Origin of the sequence: Flavobacterium granuli, from assembly GCF_031456055.1 — a bacterium.
Classification (GTDB): Bacteria; Bacteroidota; Bacteroidia; order Flavobacteriales; family Flavobacteriaceae; genus Flavobacterium; species Flavobacterium granuli_A.
The window spans coordinates 244,323-264,847 of the sequence record NZ_JAVDTX010000002.1; the positions used below are offsets into that span (position 1 = coordinate 244,323).

Below are 20,525 nucleotides of genomic sequence, written 5' to 3' on the forward strand. Positions count from 1 at the left end.
ACTTTTTTCTATAATTTTTTTTGGAGGAATAAGGGCTGTTGGAAACAACAGCCCTTTTCTATTGTGAAATTATTGTAATCTGAATTCAATTACCAATTTATGGAACAGAAACATTTGGCTTTTTTTTAAACATTATACAATACAAAACACACTTACAACAACGTTATAACTAATTGACAATCTGTGAATAATATAACTAATTCCAAAAGTTACATAACATTTTTTGGCATTATAAACAGACCTTTATAATTCTTGTAATTCTAAGTTTTAAAAAAGATGAACTAATGCTTAATACCTCCAACAATGAAAAATAGTATCAACTCTCGCAGCACAAATATCCATCATATTGGATTATTTAATACAGACTTCAGAACTTCTGCCACTAACCATTTGACATCTAAAACAGCTGAAATACTCCCCGAAATACTATTCATTACCACTTTTCCCCCTAGAGAATGTGGCATTGCAACCTACTCGCAAGATTTGATTAAATCAATAAATAATAAATTTAAAAATACATTTAACATAAAAATTTGTGCTTTGGAAACGGACACTGAAAAACATCAGTACGATGAATCCGTGAAATACATTCTCAATACCGATCAACCAAATTCTTTCAGCAATTTGTCCGAAAAAATCAATGCTAATAATTCAATTCAAATGGTATTGGTTCAGCATGAATTTGGGCTTTTTAGAAATAACGAAGCTCATTTAATAGAGTTTTTGCATAAAATTACAAAACCTGTCACAATCGTATTTCATACAGTTTTACCTAATGCTAATGAGGCACATAAAGAAAATGTTCAAATTATAGGACAGCTGGCTCATTCGATAATTGTGATGACCCATTCAGCTGCTTTAATTTTAAAAAAAGATTATGGAGTCGATCCTGAGAAAATATCTGTAATACCCCATGGAACACATTTGGTACCTCATTCTGACAAAGATTTTTTGAAAGAGAAATATAATTTATCAGGAAGAAAAGTGCTTTCAACTTTTGGATTATTAAGTTCTGGAAAAAGCATCGAAACAACGCTGGATGCCATGCCAAGTATTATTGAAAAAAACAAGGATGTTTTATTTTTAATAATTGGTAAAACTCATCCATCTGTAGTAAAACAAGAAGGTGAAAAATACAGAGCAATGCTTGACGAAAAAATTCAAAGCCTTAAATTGCAAAATCACGTATTGTTCGTAAACGCCTTTTTGCCCTTACACCAATTATTAGATTTTTTGCAGCTTACAGATATTTATTTGTTTACTTCAAAAGATCCGAATCAAGCTGTAAGCGGAACTTTTTCGTATGCCATGAGTTGTGGTTGCCCCATTATCTCCACTCCTATTCCACATGCGAATGAAGTGTTGAGTGAGGGAGCCGGAATCATAATCGATTTTGGAAATTCTGTACAATTAGCCAAAGAAGTAAACCGTTTGTTACTGGATAATAAATTAAGAAAAAACATAAGCGCAAACGGATTGCATAAAATTGTACCAACAGCCTGGGAAAACTCGGCAATTGCCCATGCTTTCTTATTCGAAAAAATGGGTGGAGAAAATATAAAATTAGAATATAAAATTCCTGAAATCAATTTAGACCACATCAAAAAATTAACCACCGATTATGGCATGATTCAGTTTTCCATTATCAATCAACCCGACTTGGAATCAGGATATACAATAGATGACAATGCCCGTGCCATGGTGGCAATGTGTAAACATTTTGAATTAACGAAAGACAAAGCCGATTTAGAGTACGTCAAAATCTACTTGAATTTCATAACTTCTTGTTTACAAGACGATGGTTCTTTTCTAAATTATGTAGATGAGGATGGTGATTTTACAGACCAAAATTACGAGACTAATCTTGAGGATTCTAATGGAAGAGCCATTTGGGCTTTAGGCTATTTGATTTCTTTAGAATCAATTTTACCTGTTGCACTAGTTCAAAAAGCAAAAAAGACTTTGGAGCGAGCATCTGCCAATGTATTAAAAATGCATTCAACACGTGCAATGGCTTTTGTAATCAAAGGGCTTTATTATGTCAATTCAAAAGAAAAATCACTAAAAAATACAGTTATAATAAAAGAACTTGCCGACAGAATGATTCAAATGTACAAGCATGAATCAAAACCCAATTGGAACTGGTTCGAAAGTTACTTGACTTACGGCAACAGCATTCTACCAGAAGCAATGCTTTGCGCCTATTTGAGTACAGGTGATACCAATTATAAAGCTGTAGCTAAAACATCGTTTGACTTTCTCTTGTCCAAAATTTTTAATGACAAAAGTATTAAAGTAATATCCAATAAAGGCTGGATGATGGAAGATAATAGTACAAAAATTCGGGCAATTGGAGGAGAACAACCTATTGATATTGCATATACCATTTTGGCATTAAACAAATTTTCAAAAGCCTTTAATGACCCGGAATATACCCAAAAAATGAAAATTGCATTCAGTTGGTTTTTGGGAAATAATCACCTGCATCAAATTATTTATAATCCTTGCACTGGTGGCTGTTATGACGGTTTAGAAGATACGTACATCAATTTAAATCAAGGAGCAGAATCTACTGTAAGTTATTTAATGGCTCGATTATGCATAGAAAAAAATGCAAAAAGGTCTTTAAAACTAAACCCACAGAATGGATTCCAAAAAGAGGTTTATGCGAAACTAAACCATAAAAAAACATTGGCTTAATGTGTGAAATATATAATATTTACTCAAAGTTCTGAAACACTTTTGGACACTAAAGTACTGACCTTTGTCTATTGATAAATTCGTAGTATTTCAAGAAAAAAGTTAGAGGAACAATGCCAAATTGGTTCTTGGAGATTTACTGGTGACTAGCAGAAAATTTGACTTCGATTTCAACAAAGTTATTTTCAGATTAGGCTTTTACATAAATCCACTGTACAACTCCATTTTTTAAAATCATGAATACACCTGTAAACACAATAAAAATAACATTTGATAAATCCTATCTAAAAAATATTTTTGAAGATATTGGTAAGGCGACTCTATTTACAATTCGTTTTTTTAAAGAAGTCGTAAAGCCGCCTTTTGAAATCAAGGAATTTCTGTGGCAATGTTATGCCATTGGATACAAAACTTTGCCCTTGGTGAGTATCACTGGTTTTATAATGGGATTAGTTCTTACAATACAATCCCGTCCCACAATGGTTAAGTTTGGTGCCGAGTCCTGGTTACCTAGTATGGTTGGACTTTCGCTGGTCCGGGAAATTGCGCCTGTGATCACAGCTTTGATTTGTGCCGGAAAAATAGCCTCTAGCATAGGAGCTGAATTGGGTTCTATGAAAGTTACAGAACAAATAGATGCCATGGAGGTTTCGGCTATAAATCCATTCAAATACTTGGTGGTTACTCGAATTATGGCAACCACAATTATGATACCTATTTTAGTAATTTACGCCGATTTTGTTGGAGTTTTTGGCGGATACATAGGTTTTAATATTCATGAAAACATGGGATTCTACCGTTATTTCTCTAATGTACTGGAGCATCTTGAATTTCTAGACATATTTCCAGCAGTAATAAAGACTTTTTTCTTCGGATTTGGCATCGGTTTGGTGGGCTGCTATAAAGGTTTTAATGCCGAAAACGGGACTGAAAGTGTTGGGAAAGCTGCAAATACAGCAGTTGTTACCGCTTCGCTAACCATCTTTATTCTAGATATGATTGCCGTACAAATAACTGATTTATTTTATTAAAGCCATGATACAAACTAAATTATTGAACGATAAAAAGAAAGCAATACAATCTTTAGAAACTATCGTAGAACTAAAAAATTTACACAAATCGTTTGGAGATAATAAAGTTCTGAGTGGTATTAACCTTATTGCAAAAAAAGGAGAAAATCTGGTAATTTTAGGAAGATCAGGTTCAGGAAAATCAGTTACTATAAAGTGCATGGTAGGTTTAGTTCATGCTGATGAAGGTGAAATAAATATTTTTGGAGAAGATATTACAAAAATGGATGCTGCAATCCTAAATGAAATTAGAGTTCGAATAGGTTTTTTGTTCCAAAATGGCGCTTTATATGATTCTATGACTGTTAGACAAAATTTAGAATTTACCCTTAAACACCATTCCCCCTATTTGTCCTCAACTGAAATTGAGGAAGCAATACTTGAAGCTTTAGACAATGTTGGACTTAAAGAAGCCATTGATAAAATGCCTTCGGAATTGTCAGGCGGAATGCGAAAAAGAATTGGTCTTGCCAGAACACTCATCATAAAACCCGAAATCATTTTATATGATGAACCTACCTCAGGTTTAGATTCCATTACTTCAAGAGAAATCAGCGAATTAATACTGTATGTTCAAAAAAAATACAAAACAACTTCTATTATTATAACTCATGATATGGCTTGCGCCAAATTAACAGCAAACCGAATTATAATTTTGAAAGAAGGTGTCATATGTTCTGAAGGATCTTATGACGAATTAGAAAAAAGCAAGGACAAATCGGTTCGTTCTTTTTTCATTTAATAGGTTAAAATACTCAAGCTATGTATAAAGAATCAGGGTTTACGTGGAAATTAGGAATGTTTGTAACAATTGGATTGATTCTTTTTATAGGAACTATATACTTTGTTGGAAAACAGAAAAATTTATTTGGTTCAACTTTTACGTTGCAATCACAATTCAAAACTGTGACAGGTCTAAAAGTTGGAAATAATGTTCGATTCTCAGGCATAAATGTGGGAACTGTAAGTGAAATTGAACTCATTACTGATTCGGCTGTAGTAGTCAAATTAGTGATTAAAGAGGAAGTACGACGTTTTATAAAAACTGATGCAAAAGCCAGTATTGGTTCTGATGGTTTGATGGGTGATAAAGTACTGACTATATCACCAGGTACAGCATCAAAAAATACTGTAAAAGACAACGCTACAATTGCGTCACTCAATGCTATTGAAATTGAAGATATCATGAAAGGGGTAAAAACCACAGTCGATAACGCTGCTGTAATTACAGATCAATTAGCCGAGTTTAGTTTTAAAATAAACAACGGAAAAGGAACTTTGTCCAAATTATTAATGGATGAACAAATGGGAAATAAACTGGATGCTACAATGACCAATCTGGAAAAAGGGACCAAGGGTTTTGATGATAATATGAAAGCCGCAAAACACAACTTTTTGCTGAAAGGGTATTTTAATAAAAAAGAAAAAGCCGAGGCAAAAAAACAAGAAGAGATCCAAAAAGAGAAAGCCGAAGCCAAAAAACAAGAAGAAAAGCAAAAAGAAAAAGAATTGAAATCAAATACTAAGTAATCCGTGAATTATGAAATTTTTACAACAAATACTGTAACAGGAATCAATGGCTTGTGAATGAACTTTGTATTATAAAAATCAAGAGAGCCTTTATCTCTTATTTTGAAAACAAAGTAGTTTGAAAAATTTTAAAACAACAAAAATGAAAACACTAAAACTAATTGCCCTAGCCCTATTCTTTTTTGCATCAACTGCAAATCATGCGCAAGTATCAATAAGCGTAAATGTAGGGGCACCGCCTCAATGGGGACCGGTTGGATATACAGAAGTATCGTATTATTATATACCAGATGTGGAATCCTATTATGATATACGTTCACAACAGTTCATTTTTTTAAGCAATGGAGTTTGGATCAGATCTCATAGTTTACCATATCGTTATAGAAACTATGATTTGTACAATGGATATAAAGTAGTTTTAAATGATTATAGAGGTCCTAGTCCTTATGTCCATTACCGTGAGCACAAAGTAAAATATTACAAAGGCTATAATCCAGGACATCAAAAAACATACAAAACAGCCGACAATTACAAACCTCATGACAATGGAAACCATAATGGAAATAAGGACAATCATGGAAAAGGGAACAATGGAAAAGGGAACAAAGGAAAACATTAATTCCTAATGTTATGAATACTGTAAAAGAACTGAATGACAAAATCTTGAAGACAACATTGCTGATACGGAAGGATTATCCAGAATTATCAAAATATCTTCTCGAAATGCCAGAAACCATTCCTGGTATTGAAAGTCCTGAAATGGACAAAAAAGTTCTAAATGATTATTTAAATTCTTTGAAGGAAATTTTAAATAAATATGCTCCAAATCACAGCATTGATGTTCTAAAAATTTGAAAACAAAAATATAAAGAAAATAGGCATTTGGATGGATAATTCAATAGCACACATCATAGAATTTACTGATTAATGGAAAGAATTAAAAAACTATTGAATCCAATTTCACACATCAGGATAAAGTTGACAGTTTAACTAAAATTGAATCATTGATGCATAATAAAGAACAAAATAACAATTGCTTTGCCAATATCAAAATAGAAGTCAAAGAGGCAGAGAAAATGAGTGAGACTCAACGAATCAAATTTGTTTCAGACTTTTTTGAAACAGTAAAAGCATAAATGTTCAAATAAAATTTAAATTTAAGACAACCTGATAGTTAGTTAAAAATTTAATATAAGCCCTGCTATTAAATTAGCTGGGCTTTTGTATTCCCACTAAAATAAAATCTCATGAATAAAATATATAACCATTCCGAAAATCTATTCGAAAAATTAGTCTCTGTGGCAACAACAATACTTGGAAATTCCATTTCATTTTTAATAGCATTATGTCTGGTACTGTTTTGGTGGATTAATAGTTTATTCATCAAAACTGATGCACATCTTATTATTGGCGATATCATTTTTGGAATAACATTCTTGAGTTTGTTCATTATCCAAAAATCGTTCAATCGATTCTCGGCATCTCTTCATCTAAAAATAAACGAATTAGTTTCCTCACACGATACCGCCAACAATGCCGTATTAAATGCCGAAATCAAGACAGAAAAGGAAATCACAGAATTGTCCAAAGAGTATTCTGATTTGGCAGAACAAATTAAAGAGTTGGATGAAGAATTCAAAGGGGAGTATAAAAGAGAACTAGATAGTGCATTGGATGTGGAAGAAGCCCTCCCTAAAAAAGATAACAATGAAGCATTACGGTAGAAAGAACCGTAAATGATATAACAGTTTACAAGAATTTTGAAACATTTTTAAGGCAAAATATGGCAACCTTTGTAATGTTGTGAAAATGGTTTCACACATAATATGAAGAAGATGAACACAACAGAATTAAAAGGAAATTGGGACGAGCAAAAAGGAAAATTGAAACAAAAATTTGCTGCCTTAACTGATAATGATTTATTATTTGTTGAAGGAAAAAAAGACGAAATGCTGGGGAAACTTCAAATTAAATTGGGAAAAACCAAAGAAGAACTTCAAAAAATTATTCAAGCGCTTTAAGTAGCTACTTGAAGTTGTATCCATTTGATTTTCTTTGACATTTTAAATGGATACAATTTTTATAGAAAAGAATATAACCTTAAATATAAATAACATGAAAAAAACAATTTTAACCCTTGCAATTGCCACTTTCGTAATTGGATCAACCCTTATGAGTTGTAAACAAAATACTGATAAAGAACAAATTGCACAAGACAGTGTTGATAGCGCAAAAGTTGCAGTAGACGAAGCGGAAGAAAATTTGGATGAAGCCAGAAGAGCTGCAACAGCAGAAGAATGGCAAGAATTCAAAGATGCTACCAGTGTAAAAATCGAAGAAAACAATGCTAGAATAGCCGAATTGAAATTGAAAATCAAAAAAACGGGAAAAGATATTGATAAAGCATATCAAAGAAACATCGATACAATTGAACAAAAAAACAAGAATCTAAAAGCCAAATTAGACACCTATAAAAATGATGTCGATAGCGATTGGCAATCTTTTAAGAGAGAATTCAACCATGATATGGATGAACTTGGAGAAAGCTTAAAAGATTTTACCGAGAATAACAAAAATTAAATAAATACGTTATATAGTTGTAATAGTGATGATTGCAACTAATTATTAATCTTAAAAAAAAATAGAAATCATGAGCAATCTTCTTTATACAGTAGCAGTAATACTAGTACTTTTTTGGGCAATTGGATTCTTTGCCTATAGTGCAGGATCTATAATACACATATTGCTTGTTATTGCACTAATTGCAGTAATATTAAGAATAATTCAAGGCAGAAAAGTTTTATAATTAATCATCTAAAAATATAGAAATATGAAAGCAAATCACATCGCATTAGGGCTTTTGGGCGGTATAGCAGCAGGAGCAGTAGTAGGAATATTATTTGCCCCTGCAAAAGGCGCAGATACAAGAAAAAAAATTCAGCAAAAAGGCAGTGATTATGCCGATGACTTGAAAGATAAATTCGAAAATTTATCAGGAGTATTAAAAAGCAATTATGATAAAATAGTTCATAATGGTAAAGATTTAGTAGCTGAAAGCAAATCTAAAATTGATAATATAAAAAATATCAATCCTGAAATTTTATAATAAAAACTAACTGTAATTGAAAAAAAGCCAAATTGTGTAAAAAGCAATTTGGCTTTTTTTATATAAAATGACCATGATTTGTTAAGCACAAAAAATTGCCTCTTTTATTTGAATAATATAAATAATGAGGCTTAATTATTATCAATAAAAAGGTTATTTTTACTTACAAATTAAACTAAAATGAATCCCAACGAACAATTAATACATAAGTTCTATACCGCTTTTGCAAATGCAGATGCCAAAACAATGTGTGAAAGCTATCATCCCAACATACAGTTTCAAGACCCTGCATTTGGTATTCTAAAAGGAAATGATGTTTGCCAAATGTGGAAAATGTTAATCGAAAAAAGTAAAGGAAATATCAAAATTGAGTTTTCTGATATCAAAGCTGATGATTTCTCTGGTACTGCAAACTGGATCGCTACTTATAATTTTAGTAAAACCAATAGAAAAGTAGTTAATGTTATTCATGCTAAATTTCAGTTTAAAGATAATTTGATAATCAAACATACCGATAATTTTGACATCTGGAAATGGTCGAAACAAGCATTAGGATTCAAAGGACTATTGTTAGGCTGGACTGGTTTTATGCAAAATCAAATTCAAAAGCAAGCACTTGCTTCTTTAAAAAACTATAATAAATGATAGAAACCTTAAAAGCTTTGTTTAACAGAGACCTTAATAAACTTAAACTGGAGATTGAATCATACCAAAACGAAAGTAAAATTTGGAAGATTGAAAAATCAATTTCCAATTCGGCGGGAAATCTTTGCTTGCACTTAATAGGGAATCTAAACACTTACATCGGAGCCCAAATAGGAAAAACAAATTACATCAGGAATCGAGAATTGGAATTTAGCGACAAAGACGTTCCAAAAGCGGTATTAATAGCCAAAATTGAAACCACAATACAAACTGTGAATGATGCTCTTACACTTTTAACAGAGGATGATTTAAAAAAGGAACACCTCTTTTTAGTTTTTGAAACCAAAACTTCAACAGAATTCCTACTAACGCATCTGACAACTCATCTAGCCTACCACTTAGGGCAAATAAATTATCATAGACGTTTATTAGATAATTAAAGAGATATATAACCGAATTACCAATAATTTGTTAATTTTTTTTTGAATTCTTAAACAATTCATAAAATTCCCGATTGCAACCTATTTTGAGAAGAATATTTGAAAATACTAACATTTTAACACAAAAAAACCTTCATCATAAATTGACGATAAATTTTATCGATAACGAAATAGCTTTTAAGAATAGTTATTAAAATAAAGTAATATCTAAACAAATTACCGCACTTAACTCAATACCATAATTATTATTTAAAAATCAGTTAAGATGTATATTCAACATTTAAATTCATTAATTTTACTAGTGTAAATCAGACTATTACAAACAACACACGTAAAATAATAATTTTAAATAAAATGAAAAGTACAACAGAAACGCTATCTTTTAAAACAGGAAATTGGAATTTAGCAATTGATGTTTATGATTTTGTATTGCAAAATATCATTCCTTATAATGGAGATTCTAAATTTTTGGTTGGACCATCACAAAGAACTCAAAAACTATGGGATGTTTGCAAGGAAAATTTGCTTCTAGAAAGAAAAAATAACGGCTGTTTAGCAATTGACACCAATGTTATTTCGGATTTGACCTCATTTGGGCCTGGGTACATTAATAAAGAAAATGAAACCATCGTTGGACTACAAACTGATCAGTTATTAAAAAGAGCCATGAAACCTTTTGGAGGAATCAAATTGGTTCAATCAGCTTTAGCAGAAAGAGGATTGCAAGTATCTGATGAAGTCGTTAAGATTTTCAATTATGCAAAAGACCACAATCAAGCTGTTTTCAGTGCTTATGATAGCGAAATTAGAGCTTTTCGTTCCAAACACTTATTAACAGGTTTACCTGATAATTATGCAAGAGGAAGAATAATTGGTGATTTCAGAAGAATAGCTCTTTATGGTGTAGATCGTTTGATTGAAGCCAAGAAAGCTGATTTTGCAGCTGTTTCAGCTGAAATGACAGACCATAAAGTACGTCTTAGAGAAGAAATCACATCTCAAATAAATGCATTGCAGGACATGAAATTAATGGCCCATACTTATGGTATTGATATTTCTGTTCCAGCGATCAACGCACACGAAGCTGTCCAATTTACTTACCTAGCTTATTTAAGCGCCGTAAAAGAACAAGACGGAGCTGCAATGTCACTTGGAAACGTATCTTCTTTCTTGGATATTTATATCGAAAATGATTTAAAATCAGGTTTAATCACTGAAGAAGAAGCACAAGAATTCATTGACCAATTCGTGATGAAATTGCGTTTGGTACGTCACTTGCGTCCTGGCAGCTATGATGAGATTTTTGGTGGAGATCCAACTTGGGTAACTGAGGCAATAGGTGGACAGTTAAATGATGGAAGAACTAAAGTAACTAAAACTTCTTTTAGATTTCTTCAAACACTTTATAACTTAGGAGCTTCTCCAGAACCAAACTTGACTATTCTTTGGTCACAAAAATTACCACAAGGATTTAAAGATTTCTGTGCACAAGTTTCTATTGACACTTCATCACTTCAATATGAAAATGATGACTTGATGCGTACAAATAGAGGTTCTGATGATTACGGAATTGCTTGTTGCGTATCATACCAAAAAATTGGAAAAAGAATTCAACACTTCGGAGCTCGTGCCAATTTGCCAAAAGCCTTATTAATGGCTTTGAACGGTGGTCGTGAAGAAGACAAAGGGTCTGTGGTTATCAAAAATATTCCTCAAATGAAAGACGGAGTATTAGATTATGACTCAGTATTAGACACCTTCAAAGTAACTTTGGCTGAAGTGGCAAGAGTTTATGCTAAATCAATGTACATCATTCATTACATGCATGACAAATACTATTATGAAAGAGCACAAATGGCTTTGATTGATAGTGATCCTGGAATTGACATTGCTTATGGAGCTGCTGGTATTTCAATCATTGCCGATTCACTTTCTGCAATTAAATATGCCAAAGTGACTCCAGTAAGAAACGATATCGGGTTAACTGTAGATTTCAACATCGAAGGTGATTTTCCTAAATATGGTAATGATGACGACAGAGTTGACAGCATTGCACAGGAAATAACTAAAATCTTCATTGATGAATTAAGAAAACACAGAGCTTATAAAGATGCCACTCCTACTCTATCTTTATTGACGATTACATCAAATGTGATGTATGGAACTAATACTGGTTCTACTCCTGACGGACGTAAAGCTGGTGAAGCTTTTGCTCCTGGAGCAAATCCAATGCACGGTAGAGACGTAAATGGTGCCATTGCTTCTTTAAATTCAGTAAGTAAATTGAAGTATGAAGATGCTCAGGATGGTATCTCAAATACGTTCAGCATGGTACCAAAATCTTTGGGATCAGATAAAGAAGAGCAAATTTCAAATCTAGTAACAATCATGGATGGTTATTTTGGAAGAAACGCACATCACTTAAACGTAAATGTTTTGGATAAACAAACTTTAATGGATGCTTACGAACATCCTGAAAATTATCCTCAATTAACAATTAGAGTTTCTGGTTATGCTGTGAATTTCGTTAGATTGTCCAAAGCACACCAGTTGGAAGTTATCACAAGAACTTTCCATGAAACAATGTAAATTTAGAATGAACTAATTTTAAATTAAAACCATGAACCTGTCTAAAGAAACTATAATAAAGTTTAATTTAGACAGGTTTTTTTAAATCTCATATCAAATGTACTTCCCACAGCAAGAATATATTGACGACTCCATAGATGCTCATAACCCAGACTTATTGAGAATCCATTCCTTGGAAACATTAGGAACTCATGATGGCCCTGGAATAAGAATGGTTGTTTTTGCACAAGGGTGCCAGTTTAGATGTTTGTATTGTCAAAATCCCGATACTCTGGATATTCACGGCGGTTCATTTGTACCCATAGAGGAATTGGTTGAAAAAGCGTTAAATCAAAAAACTTATTTTGGTAAAAAAGGTGGCGTAACTGTTTCAGGTGGAGAACCTTTGCTGCAACGCGAAAAATTAATTACTTTTTTTGATCGCCTGCATGAAAACGGAATCAACACTTGCTTGGATTCCAATGGAAGGGTTTTGGACTCCAAAACAGAGCAATTATTGGAAAGAACCGATTTATTGCTTTTGGATGTCAAACACATCAACAAAGAATGGCATAAAAAACTAACAGGCCTAAAAAATAAAACAACGCTACGTGTGGCAGAATACAGAGAAAGCACGGGTAAACCAATGTGGTTGCGATATGTTTTAGTTCCAGGCTGGAGTGATCAAGAAGAATATTTGCACGAATGGGGACAACATTTCACTTCTTATAAAACTGTAGAAAGAGTCGAAATTATTCCATTTCATCAATTAGGAAAACACAAATGGGAATTGTTAGGTTTAGAATATCAATTGGCAGACACAGTGCCACACACAAAAGAAGAAATAAACAAAGCTGCCGAAATATTCAAGCTTTATTTCAAAAATGTAAAAATTAAATAAGGTCATTATAACTTTACAACAATACAAAACATGTCAAAAAATAAATATTTGATTGTATTGGCAGGAATGATTATGCAACTGTCAATCGGATCTATTTATGCTTACAGCAAATGGATCGAACCTTTATCAGAAGAATTAAATTGGGACCCACACGATACCAAAACAGGATTTAGCTTAGCAATTTGTTTTTTAGGATTAACTGCGGCTTTCATGGGTAATTTTGCCCAAAAAATTGGCCCTAAAAAAGCTGGACTAATTGCGGCCTTATTTCTAACAATAGGATTGTTAGGTGCTGCTTTGGCAGTTCATCTTTCTTCAATCTATTTATTTTACTTGACGTATGGAGTTTTGCAAGGAATCGGTTTGGGATTTGGATATATTGCTCCAGTTTATACAGTTGTAAAATGGTTTCCTGACCGACCGGGATTAGCTTCCGGTATAATCATTATGTCTTTTGCATTGGGATCTTTGTTAGCTTCCTTTTTGATTGGCCCTTTATATGCTTCGATGGGACTTTCTGGCGCTTTATCAACTTTAGGAATAGGTTACGGAATTTGTATGCTTTTGAGCGCTTTGTATTTAGCTAATCCTATAAGCACAGCTGATAATCAACATAAACACATAAATTTAACTCCAAAACAAATCTTAACAGACAAGCGTTTTATTGCACTATGGTTACTGTTGTTCCTAAACGTATGTGGCGGAATTGCCATAATCTCAAAAGCTGCAGTTTTAGGTGAAGAAGTTGTGGGAATGAGTGCCAGCCAAGCTACTATGTTCGTAGCAATTATCGGTTTATTCAATGGGTTGGGACGTTTGTTTTGGTCAAGCATATCAGATAAAATAGGATGCTGGGCAACTTTTATGATTTTCATCGGAATAAATGCTGCTTGTTTTGCATTAATACCAACTTTTTCAACAAATCAAACTTCATTTCAAACTTTAACCTTTATCATTATTGCTGGTTATGGTGCTGGTTTTGCAACTATGCCCTCTTTTGTAAAAAGTATATTTGGGGCAGAAAAATATGGTCAAGTACTTGGTTACACATTAACAGCTTGGTCTGCAGCAGGATTTGTTGGCCCATTATTATTGGGCTTAAGCACAGATATTTCCATTTTCTATCTATTTGCAATATTGCTTGTTATGGCTTTATTTGTTGGATTGTGGCTAAAAAGTCTTTTATTAAAACTTACTTAATTTTATTCAAAATATTTTGTACAAAAAAAGCAGTCCAAATAGACTGCTTTTTTATTTATTTTTTGACAATTTAATTATATTTTTCCGTGATACATTGCTTTTACAATACCATCTGAAAGTCCAATTTTTGGAACATAAATCTGTCTAGCTCCACTCCATTTCATTGCATTCAGATAAATACGAGTTGCTGGAACAATTACGTCAGCTCGGTCTGGATTTAAACCTAATTGAGAAATTCTTTGTTCATAGGATAGCGAATTTAAATAAGCATATTGAGAGTTCATATAAATGTATGACAGCGGTTTCTCTTGAATTTTACCCGACATTTTGAACAATTTATTAATATTTCCACCAGAACCTATTAACGTAACCTCTTCATAATCTGCGGTATTGGTTTTAATCCATTTTTCAATTTCATCCCAGACTACATCACAAACCATTTCATTTAACAATCGAACAGTTCCTGCTTTGAAAGATCTTGAATTTACCATTTTTCCATTAGAAAACAATGTAAATTCAGTACTTCCACCACCTACATCAACAAACAGATAGGTTTCATCAGTTTTTAATAAATGGTGTAAATCTGTAGAAGCTATTATGGCTGCTTCTTTTTTACCGTCAATAATTTCTATTTTGATATCCGCTTTCTTTCTTATTAAAGCTACAACTTCTTTTGCATTATAAGCTTCACGCATGGCCGATGTTGCAAATGCCATATATCGCTCTACTTTATGTACTTTCATTAACAAATTGAATGCTTTCATCGCATCAATCATTCGCTCAATATTTTCTGGAGAAATTTCTCCAACCGTAAAAGCGTCCTGACCTAAACGAATAGGCACACGCACTAATGAACTCTTATTGAATTGTGTTTCTTTTCCTTCTTCTTCTACAATATTGGTGATTAATAAACGCATAGCATTCGACCCAATATCAATAGCAGCATATTTTTTAATTTTAATCATATTCTCTAGGATGCGATTTATGGTTTTGAATATTTCTATTCTTGCGTTATTTTAATTTTCTTTTAATTCGCCTATCAATTCCACTTTTCTTTGATAATACTTATAGGTTTCTAGTTGAGCCCTAAAGATGGGATTATCTCCTCTAATTCTATATTTATTATCCAATTTATAGGAATGAAATCTTGCTTTTACATTTCCTTTCCAGCCGATATCAAAATTATCGATCAATTCATTTTTTATTTCTTGATCATAAATTGGACACGTTACTTCTACTCTAGCATCAATGTTTCTGGTCATAAAATCTGCCGAAGAAATATAAACTTCGGTAAATCCAGCATTCCCAAAAATATAAACTCTTGAATGTTCTAAATAGTTATCAACTATACTTATAGCCTCTATATTCTCACTTAAACCTTTAACCCCTGGAATTAAAGAACAAATACCTCTTACTTCCAATTGAATTTTTACACCAGCTTTACTAGCTTCATATAATTTATCGATCATCGCCAAATCAGACAAACTATTCATTTTTAATTTCATGTAAGTTTTTCTACCAGCTATGGCGTGTGCAATTTCTCGATCGATCAATTTCACAAAACGTTGTCTGGTATATTGAGGTGAAACGATAAGGTGTTTATAGCGTTGCACTTTATAATTGATATCAAAAAATTCAAATATTTTTGATATGTCTTTTAATATTTGAGGATGACACGTAAAAAGTGTTACATCGGTATAAATTTTTGCTGTAGCCTCATTAAAATTTCCAGTCGAAATAAAACCGTATCTTTTTACTTTATTTTTCTCCAACCTTTCAATCACACAAACTTTACTGTGAACTTTTAATCCTTTTATTCCAAAAATAAGTTGGATTCCTTCTGTTTGCATTTGTTCGGCATAAGAAATATTTGAAGCCTCATCAAATCGAGCTTGCAATTCTATTTGAACAATTACTTTTTTTCCGTTTTTGGCAGCATTAATCAAAGAGCTAATGATTTGAGAATTTTTAGCTAATCGATATAAAGTAATTTTGATCGAAGTTACTTTAGGATCCAAAGCGGCTTCACGCAAAAATTTTATTAAGTAAGCAAATGACTGATACGGAGCATTCAACAAATAATCCTTTTCGGCAATTTTCTCCAAAATACTACCCTCTAGACTTAAACCAGGTATAGGAAGAGGATCATTTTTTTGGTACAGCAAATCAAATCTACCAAGATTTGGGAAATCCATATAATCTCTCCTATTATGATATCTACCTCCCGGAATAATACTATCCGTAGAATCGATACTCATTTTGTCCAGAAAAAACTTTAGCGTATCCTTGTCTATTTCTTGATCATAAATAAAACGTACTGGCTCCCCTATTCTTCTGTCCTTTACACTCGATGATATTTTTTCAAGCATACTTTTACTCAAATCACTATCAATATCCAATTGAGCGTCTCTCGTTATTTTTATCATATGAGCCGAAACACTTTCGTAATTGAAAATATTAAAAATACTACTCAAATGCATTCTAATAACATCATCAATCAGAATTACATACTGCTTTTCATTATTAGAAGGCAATACTACGAAACGATTGATCATTTTAGGAATCTCAATGATGGCATAACGAACTTCTAGATTCTTTTTCATCACGAGTTTTACCGCCAAATACCCCAATGAATCTTTAAGAACAGGAAATTCCGCTAAATCATTTAATATAATGGTAACGAGTTCTGGACTTAGCTTTTGAATAAAAAATTCTTTCAAAAAAGCCTCTTGTTCTTTATTAATATCATTTTCATGAATAATAAAGATATTTTCAGTTTCTAATTGTTCTTCTATGTTATTAAGAATTCTTAAACTTTCAGATTGCTGTTGGATAACAATCTCTGTTATATCTTTAATTAATTGTTGTGCTGTAACTCCACCAAAATATTTTTCGCCAGAAATGCCACTCAAACTTAACCGTCTTATTGCAGCAAATCGAACTCTAAAAAATTCATCTAAATTATTGGAAAAAATCCCTAGAAACCTCAACCTATCTAATAATGGAACTGAATCGTCAGCAGCTTCTTGTAACACCCGAGCATTAAAAGCCAACCAGCTTTTCTCTCTATCAATATATTTATGTTCAAACACTTTTTATTTATTTTAAATCTCTGGGGAATAGTATTTTTTTGGTCTTGCCTTTGTTAATAGCGTCCCAACTTTCATTATCAAATTCTATATGGACAAATCCAGCCGTAGGAACATTTTCAATGTAAATATCCCCAAATTTATTAACAAAATTTGTAATAGCCTCGTTATGTCCGAATATAATTATACTATCATAACCATTACTATATGATTTGATAACATTTTCTAATTTTCTTTCATCGAAAGTATATAGATCATCCTTATATAGAATGCTTTCCAAAGGAAAATTTATATTTTGTGCAAAAATCAAAGCAGTTTCTACCGCCCTTTCGGCTGTGCTACTCCAAATACTAAAAGTTTTAGGCAAATATTTAATAACATGAGAAGAAACTAAATGAGCACTTTGCATTCCTTGTGAAGTTAGAGGTCTATCTTTATCATGTAAAGGTGCTTCCCAACTAGACTTTGCATGCCGAATTAAAATTAAATTTTTCATATATCACAACTATTTATTTTATATAATAAAAAACTTCATCACAACATCAATGAATTGAAATTCAATAAATTAAAATTTAATTAGGTTAGATTTCAATTATATAAATTGAATTAGAAAATCTTAGGGAGTTACAATTTACAAAAAAAAAGTTTAGAATCTTTATTTTAATTTTTCATTTAAAATAATATATGATTTTTAGTTCTCTAATTTAAAAATATACTTCAGACAATAACTTCAGCAACAATATTCATTTTTAATTATTCTCTAGATTTAAAATTATATAACTATTTTTAGATATCAATCACTTTTAATTATATCAAAAAAAAAAGCTGCCAATAAAATGACAGCTCCCTTACAAACAAACAAACAAAATTTACATTTTTACAAAAATATTTGTAAAATATTTTCTTCCATTAATTGGATTCTCTCTTATTGATAATCCAAAATGTGTAAAATCGCCTTCAATATTTTCTCTATGGCCTGGACTATTCATCCAAGCATCAAATGCACCCTGTGCACTATTATAATTATATGCAATATTCTCACTTACTCTTAACGCACCTAATGCTTTTATTATATTTTCTGATCGAGCTACAAAATCATCATGATTGACAACATTATTTGCAATCATATACTTATCATGTTCTTCTGACTTATGAGAAACGTGATTTATTTTTTCTAAAGCATTTAATCCAACGCTCACTCTATAATTATTTATCAATGTCATTGTTTCCAATTCTAAAGGACTATAATCATAAGCCATAACTATTGGTAATTTTTCCTCGGTTTCATTTGAATTATCATCAGATGAGCAAGATGTAAAAACAGTAAGAATAAATCCAATAGCAATAAAACGAAATAATTTTGCACTCATAAAATTGTAGGTTTAAATTTAAAGTAGATTGTGGGGCAAAAAACTTTAATTATATGGCATAATTTTTATTAAATTTCCATTGTCAAAATAAACGAATTATTCGTTTAAATACAACAAATAATCGACAAAATACATTTAATGTATATTAATAAGAAGTAAAATCTTTCATTTAAAAACTAAACCTATTGATTTACAACAAAATAAGGTTAAATAAATTTTTAAAAAAAAATTAAGATGAAATTTTTAAAAAAGGATTTTAGAATCGATATGACATCAAATCTCATTTTTCAGTTGTCATTTGATTCAAGATTATCAAAATATTTTAGCAATCTTTTTAATAAAAAACATAGAAAATCAATGTTCTAAACAAAAGTTAAAACATTGATTTATAGATTGTTTATAAAATTTAATTACAAAATCATTAGCATTTAATAGTAGTAAATTATTTATATCAAAAGCGCATCATTCTTAAACTATTCGTATCATAATGCAGATTTTTTTAAAACAATTAAAAATAATTAACAATTTTAAGAATCCAATTGTTATAAAAAAGTAAAAATTGATCTAAAAATTTACATTTTTATAAGGTATTTTTCTTATATTTTTAACTATTCAACGAGTATTTAGGTTTTTCAAAGACAATCAGATTGTAATATGAACATTCTTTATAATTTTGGTATATAAATAATTGATTAGTTTTTTAACCCCAAATAAAAAACGCTATAAATATTATTTTGTAACCTACTGCAAGCTTTAATGCTGAAATTAAAAATTTTGATTATTTCCCAAATCTTAATCAAAATTAAAACATAAAAAAACCTACTGCAATTATCTGTTAACTAAACATGTGTTAACATATTAAAAAAAAGTTTTTTGATTGTAATCCCAAATCTCAATCAAAATTAAAAGCAAAAACCTACTACAATTATCTGTTAACCAAACATGTGTTAGCATATTTAAAAAAAGTTTTTTGATTGTAATCCCAAATCTCAATCAAAATTTAATTGTCAAGAAAACCTACTTCAATTCATTGTTAACTGACATCAGTTTCAATTTTGACACAACAAGATTTTATTTGATTTAATTCCCAAATCTGAATCAAAATAGAATTAGCGATCAACCTACTTAATTTAATGGTAACTGATAGTATACTTCAGTTCTCAATCTAGACAAAACTAAATTTTTAATTGATTTCTTTCCCAAATCCAAATCAAATAAAAATTGTCTTTCTCGAACCTACTACAATAGCTATTAGTTTGCTTATTTATTTAATTGGCAAATCAAGATATATTTTCAAAAACAATTAATAACAACCTAATCAATAAATAAAAAATTATGAAACCTAAAACTACACTAAACCTATTCAAAAACTTTTTGGCAATTGAACTTAAAAAAGTTTCACAAGGTTCTCAGATGTTGCTTTTCTTATTTCTTTTATTGTTAAGCAACTCCACTTCTAATGCTCAATCAAACTCTTGTAAAGCAACTCTACAGGTAGAGAAAAACAGATTTACAAAAAGTGTTCCTCCAGAAGGTGTATCATATTCACTGCAGATTTCGAATATAGGCACTTCTAATTCTATCTATACATTGAGTGCAACAAACACAAACAGTAATTGTTCAAATAAAGACGGAAGTAGCTCCGCGGGCAATGTTAATCTAAGTATCACACTTACAGATACGAATTCAATACCTATAAATCAAATATCTGTAAACCCTGGAGAAACAATTACATTTTTAGCACAAGTAAAAGTTCCTAATGGAACAACTATAAATAGATGGAATTGTTCTCAAATTAATGCTACAGCAACAGAATGTCCTTCTTATTCAGTAAGTACTACTTTACACACTATGGTAAGTGATCCTTCTGCAGAATGATTAATTTAAAAAATACTCTTTTACTATT

Annotated in this window: 21 protein-coding genes; 17 read left to right on the forward strand and 4 right to left on the reverse strand. The window is 31.2% G+C overall.

From position 1 onward, the window contains the following. Positions 1–303: 303 nt before the first annotated feature. From J2W95_RS05320 to J2W95_RS05395, 16 genes are all read left to right on the forward strand, one after another. Positions 304–2,700 (forward strand): glycosyltransferase, encoded by a 2,397-nt coding sequence (locus J2W95_RS05320; protein WP_310004696.1) that lies wholly within the window; start codon positions 304–306, stop codon positions 2,698–2,700. A 236-nt stretch (positions 2,701–2,936) separates the two neighbouring features. Beyond that, positions 2,937–3,731 carry an MlaE family ABC transporter permease gene (locus J2W95_RS05325; protein ID WP_310004698.1) on the forward strand — a complete coding sequence of 265 codons (795 nt, stop codon included), beginning with the start codon at positions 2,937–2,939 and terminating at the stop codon, positions 3,729–3,731. 4 nt (positions 3,732–3,735) lie between these two features. Next, entirely contained in the window at positions 3,736–4,512 is a 777-nt protein-coding gene (locus J2W95_RS05330; protein WP_310004700.1) for an ABC transporter ATP-binding protein, read from the forward strand. 20 nt (positions 4,513–4,532) lie between these two features. Continuing rightward, the gene (locus J2W95_RS05335; protein ID WP_310004702.1) at positions 4,533–5,300 is read left to right on the forward strand and encodes an MlaD family protein; all 768 of its coding nucleotides are present in this window, start codon (positions 4,533–4,535) and stop codon (positions 5,298–5,300) included. A 142-nt stretch (positions 5,301–5,442) separates the two neighbouring features. Beyond that, positions 5,443–5,919: a hypothetical protein gene (locus tag J2W95_RS05340; protein ID WP_310004704.1), complete on the forward strand. Its 477-nt coding sequence runs from the start codon at positions 5,443–5,445 to the stop codon at positions 5,917–5,919. An 11-nt stretch (positions 5,920–5,930) separates the two neighbouring features. Then, positions 5,931–6,155, forward strand: a complete 225-nt coding sequence (locus J2W95_RS05345; protein WP_310004706.1) for a hypothetical protein — start codon at positions 5,931–5,933, stop codon at positions 6,153–6,155. A gap of 392 nt (positions 6,156–6,547) precedes the next feature. Next, complete coding sequence (locus J2W95_RS05350) at positions 6,548–7,024, forward strand: low affinity iron permease family protein (RefSeq protein ID WP_310004709.1); 477 nt, start codon at positions 6,548–6,550, stop codon at positions 7,022–7,024. A 111-nt stretch (positions 7,025–7,135) separates the two neighbouring features. Then, positions 7,136–7,321 carry a CsbD family protein gene (locus J2W95_RS05355; RefSeq protein WP_310004712.1) on the forward strand — a complete coding sequence of 62 codons (186 nt, stop codon included), beginning with the start codon at positions 7,136–7,138 and terminating at the stop codon, positions 7,319–7,321. 94 nt (positions 7,322–7,415) lie between these two features. After that, positions 7,416–7,880: a sll1863 family stress response protein gene (locus J2W95_RS05360; RefSeq protein ID WP_310004714.1), complete on the forward strand. Its 465-nt coding sequence runs from the start codon at positions 7,416–7,418 to the stop codon at positions 7,878–7,880. Positions 7,881–7,950: 70 nt separating this feature from the next. Beyond that, positions 7,951–8,106: a lmo0937 family membrane protein gene (locus tag J2W95_RS05365; protein ID WP_310004716.1), complete on the forward strand. Its 156-nt coding sequence runs from the start codon at positions 7,951–7,953 to the stop codon at positions 8,104–8,106. A gap of 24 nt (positions 8,107–8,130) precedes the next feature. Next, positions 8,131–8,406 (forward strand): YtxH domain-containing protein, encoded by a 276-nt coding sequence (locus J2W95_RS05370; protein WP_310004718.1) that lies wholly within the window; start codon positions 8,131–8,133, stop codon positions 8,404–8,406. Positions 8,407–8,586: 180 nt separating this feature from the next. Further along, on the forward strand, positions 8,587–9,051 hold the full coding sequence (locus tag J2W95_RS05375; RefSeq protein ID WP_310004720.1) for a nuclear transport factor 2 family protein: 465 nt from the start codon (positions 8,587–8,589) through the stop codon (positions 9,049–9,051). Next, positions 9,048–9,491, forward strand: coding sequence for a DUF1572 family protein (locus tag J2W95_RS05380; RefSeq protein ID WP_310004722.1), 444 nt, complete (start codon positions 9,048–9,050; stop codon positions 9,489–9,491). The genes J2W95_RS05375 and J2W95_RS05380 overlap by 4 nt, the downstream gene beginning before the upstream one ends. A 354-nt stretch (positions 9,492–9,845) precedes the next feature. Next, positions 9,846–12,080 carry a formate C-acetyltransferase gene (pflB, locus tag J2W95_RS05385; protein ID WP_310004724.1) on the forward strand — a complete coding sequence of 745 codons (2,235 nt, stop codon included), beginning with the start codon at positions 9,846–9,848 and terminating at the stop codon, positions 12,078–12,080. A 97-nt stretch (positions 12,081–12,177) separates the two neighbouring features. Continuing rightward, entirely contained in the window at positions 12,178–12,960 is a 783-nt protein-coding gene (gene pflA, locus J2W95_RS05390) for a pyruvate formate-lyase-activating protein (protein WP_310004726.1), read from the forward strand. A 30-nt stretch (positions 12,961–12,990) separates the two neighbouring features. Continuing rightward, on the forward strand, positions 12,991–14,160 hold the full coding sequence (locus J2W95_RS05395; protein ID WP_310004728.1) for an L-lactate MFS transporter: 1,170 nt from the start codon (positions 12,991–12,993) through the stop codon (positions 14,158–14,160). A 74-nt stretch (positions 14,161–14,234) separates the two neighbouring features. Here J2W95_RS05395 and J2W95_RS05400 read toward each other — a convergent pair whose 3' ends face one another. The 4 genes from J2W95_RS05400 to J2W95_RS05415 form a co-directional block, all read right to left on the reverse strand. Further along, positions 14,235–15,125: a Ppx/GppA phosphatase family protein gene (locus J2W95_RS05400; RefSeq protein WP_310004729.1), complete on the reverse strand. Its 891-nt coding sequence runs from the start codon at positions 15,123–15,125 to the stop codon at positions 14,235–14,237. 51 nt (positions 15,126–15,176) lie between these two features. Further along, positions 15,177–17,252, reverse strand: coding sequence for a polyphosphate kinase 1 (ppk1, locus tag J2W95_RS05405; protein ID WP_310004731.1), 2,076 nt, complete (start codon positions 17,250–17,252; stop codon positions 15,177–15,179). A 7-nt stretch (positions 17,253–17,259) separates the two neighbouring features. Next, positions 17,260–17,745 carry a SixA phosphatase family protein gene (locus J2W95_RS05410; RefSeq protein ID WP_310004733.1) on the reverse strand — a complete coding sequence of 162 codons (486 nt, stop codon included), beginning with the start codon at positions 17,743–17,745 and terminating at the stop codon, positions 17,260–17,262. 373 nt (positions 17,746–18,118) lie between these two features. Continuing rightward, a complete protein-coding gene (locus J2W95_RS05415; protein WP_310004735.1) occupies positions 18,119–18,619 on the reverse strand; it encodes a CAP domain-containing protein in 501 nt (166 codons plus the stop codon). 1,335 nt (positions 18,620–19,954) lie between these two features. Between J2W95_RS05415 and J2W95_RS05420 the strand changes: the two genes are divergently transcribed. Continuing rightward, positions 19,955–20,497: a hypothetical protein gene (locus J2W95_RS05420; RefSeq protein ID WP_310004737.1), complete on the forward strand. Its 543-nt coding sequence runs from the start codon at positions 19,955–19,957 to the stop codon at positions 20,495–20,497. Positions 20,498–20,525 lie beyond the last annotated feature (28 nt).

What these genes read in the sequence shown, in the direction of transcription:
- J2W95_RS05320 (WP_310004696.1), top strand. Translation starts at nt 304, where the DNA reads ATGAAAAATAGTATCAACTCTCGCAGCACAAATATCCATCATATTGGA.
- J2W95_RS05325 (WP_310004698.1), top strand. Translation starts at nt 2,937, where the DNA reads ATGAATACACCTGTAAACACAATAAAAATAACATTTGATAAATCCTAT.
- J2W95_RS05330 (WP_310004700.1), top strand. Translation starts at nt 3,736, where the DNA reads ATGATACAAACTAAATTATTGAACGATAAAAAGAAAGCAATACAATCT.
- J2W95_RS05335 (WP_310004702.1), top strand. Translation starts at nt 4,533, where the DNA reads ATGTATAAAGAATCAGGGTTTACGTGGAAATTAGGAATGTTTGTAACA.
- J2W95_RS05340 (WP_310004704.1), top strand. Translation starts at nt 5,443, where the DNA reads ATGAAAACACTAAAACTAATTGCCCTAGCCCTATTCTTTTTTGCATCA.
- J2W95_RS05345 (WP_310004706.1), top strand. Translation starts at nt 5,931, where the DNA reads ATGAATACTGTAAAAGAACTGAATGACAAAATCTTGAAGACAACATTG.
- J2W95_RS05350 (WP_310004709.1), top strand. Translation starts at nt 6,548, where the DNA reads ATGAATAAAATATATAACCATTCCGAAAATCTATTCGAAAAATTAGTC.
- J2W95_RS05355 (WP_310004712.1), top strand. Translation starts at nt 7,136, where the DNA reads ATGAACACAACAGAATTAAAAGGAAATTGGGACGAGCAAAAAGGAAAA.
- J2W95_RS05360 (WP_310004714.1), top strand. Translation starts at nt 7,416, where the DNA reads ATGAAAAAAACAATTTTAACCCTTGCAATTGCCACTTTCGTAATTGGA.
- J2W95_RS05365 (WP_310004716.1), top strand. Translation starts at nt 7,951, where the DNA reads ATGAGCAATCTTCTTTATACAGTAGCAGTAATACTAGTACTTTTTTGG.
- J2W95_RS05370 (WP_310004718.1), top strand. Translation starts at nt 8,131, where the DNA reads ATGAAAGCAAATCACATCGCATTAGGGCTTTTGGGCGGTATAGCAGCA.
- J2W95_RS05375 (WP_310004720.1), top strand. Translation starts at nt 8,587, where the DNA reads ATGAATCCCAACGAACAATTAATACATAAGTTCTATACCGCTTTTGCA.
- J2W95_RS05380 (WP_310004722.1), top strand. Translation starts at nt 9,048, where the DNA reads ATGATAGAAACCTTAAAAGCTTTGTTTAACAGAGACCTTAATAAACTT.
- pflB (WP_310004724.1), top strand. Translation starts at nt 9,846, where the DNA reads ATGAAAAGTACAACAGAAACGCTATCTTTTAAAACAGGAAATTGGAAT.
- pflA (WP_310004726.1), top strand. Translation starts at nt 12,178, where the DNA reads ATGTACTTCCCACAGCAAGAATATATTGACGACTCCATAGATGCTCAT.
- J2W95_RS05395 (WP_310004728.1), top strand. Translation starts at nt 12,991, where the DNA reads ATGTCAAAAAATAAATATTTGATTGTATTGGCAGGAATGATTATGCAA.
- J2W95_RS05400 (WP_310004729.1), bottom strand. Translation starts at nt 15,125, where the DNA reads ATGATTAAAATTAAAAAATATGCTGCTATTGATATTGGGTCGAATGCT.
- J2W95_RS05410 (WP_310004733.1), bottom strand. Translation starts at nt 17,745, where the DNA reads ATGAAAAATTTAATTTTAATTCGGCATGCAAAGTCTAGTTGGGAAGCA.
- J2W95_RS05415 (WP_310004735.1), bottom strand. Translation starts at nt 18,619, where the DNA reads ATGAGTGCAAAATTATTTCGTTTTATTGCTATTGGATTTATTCTTACT.
- J2W95_RS05420 (WP_310004737.1), top strand. Translation starts at nt 19,955, where the DNA reads ATGAAACCTAAAACTACACTAAACCTATTCAAAAACTTTTTGGCAATT.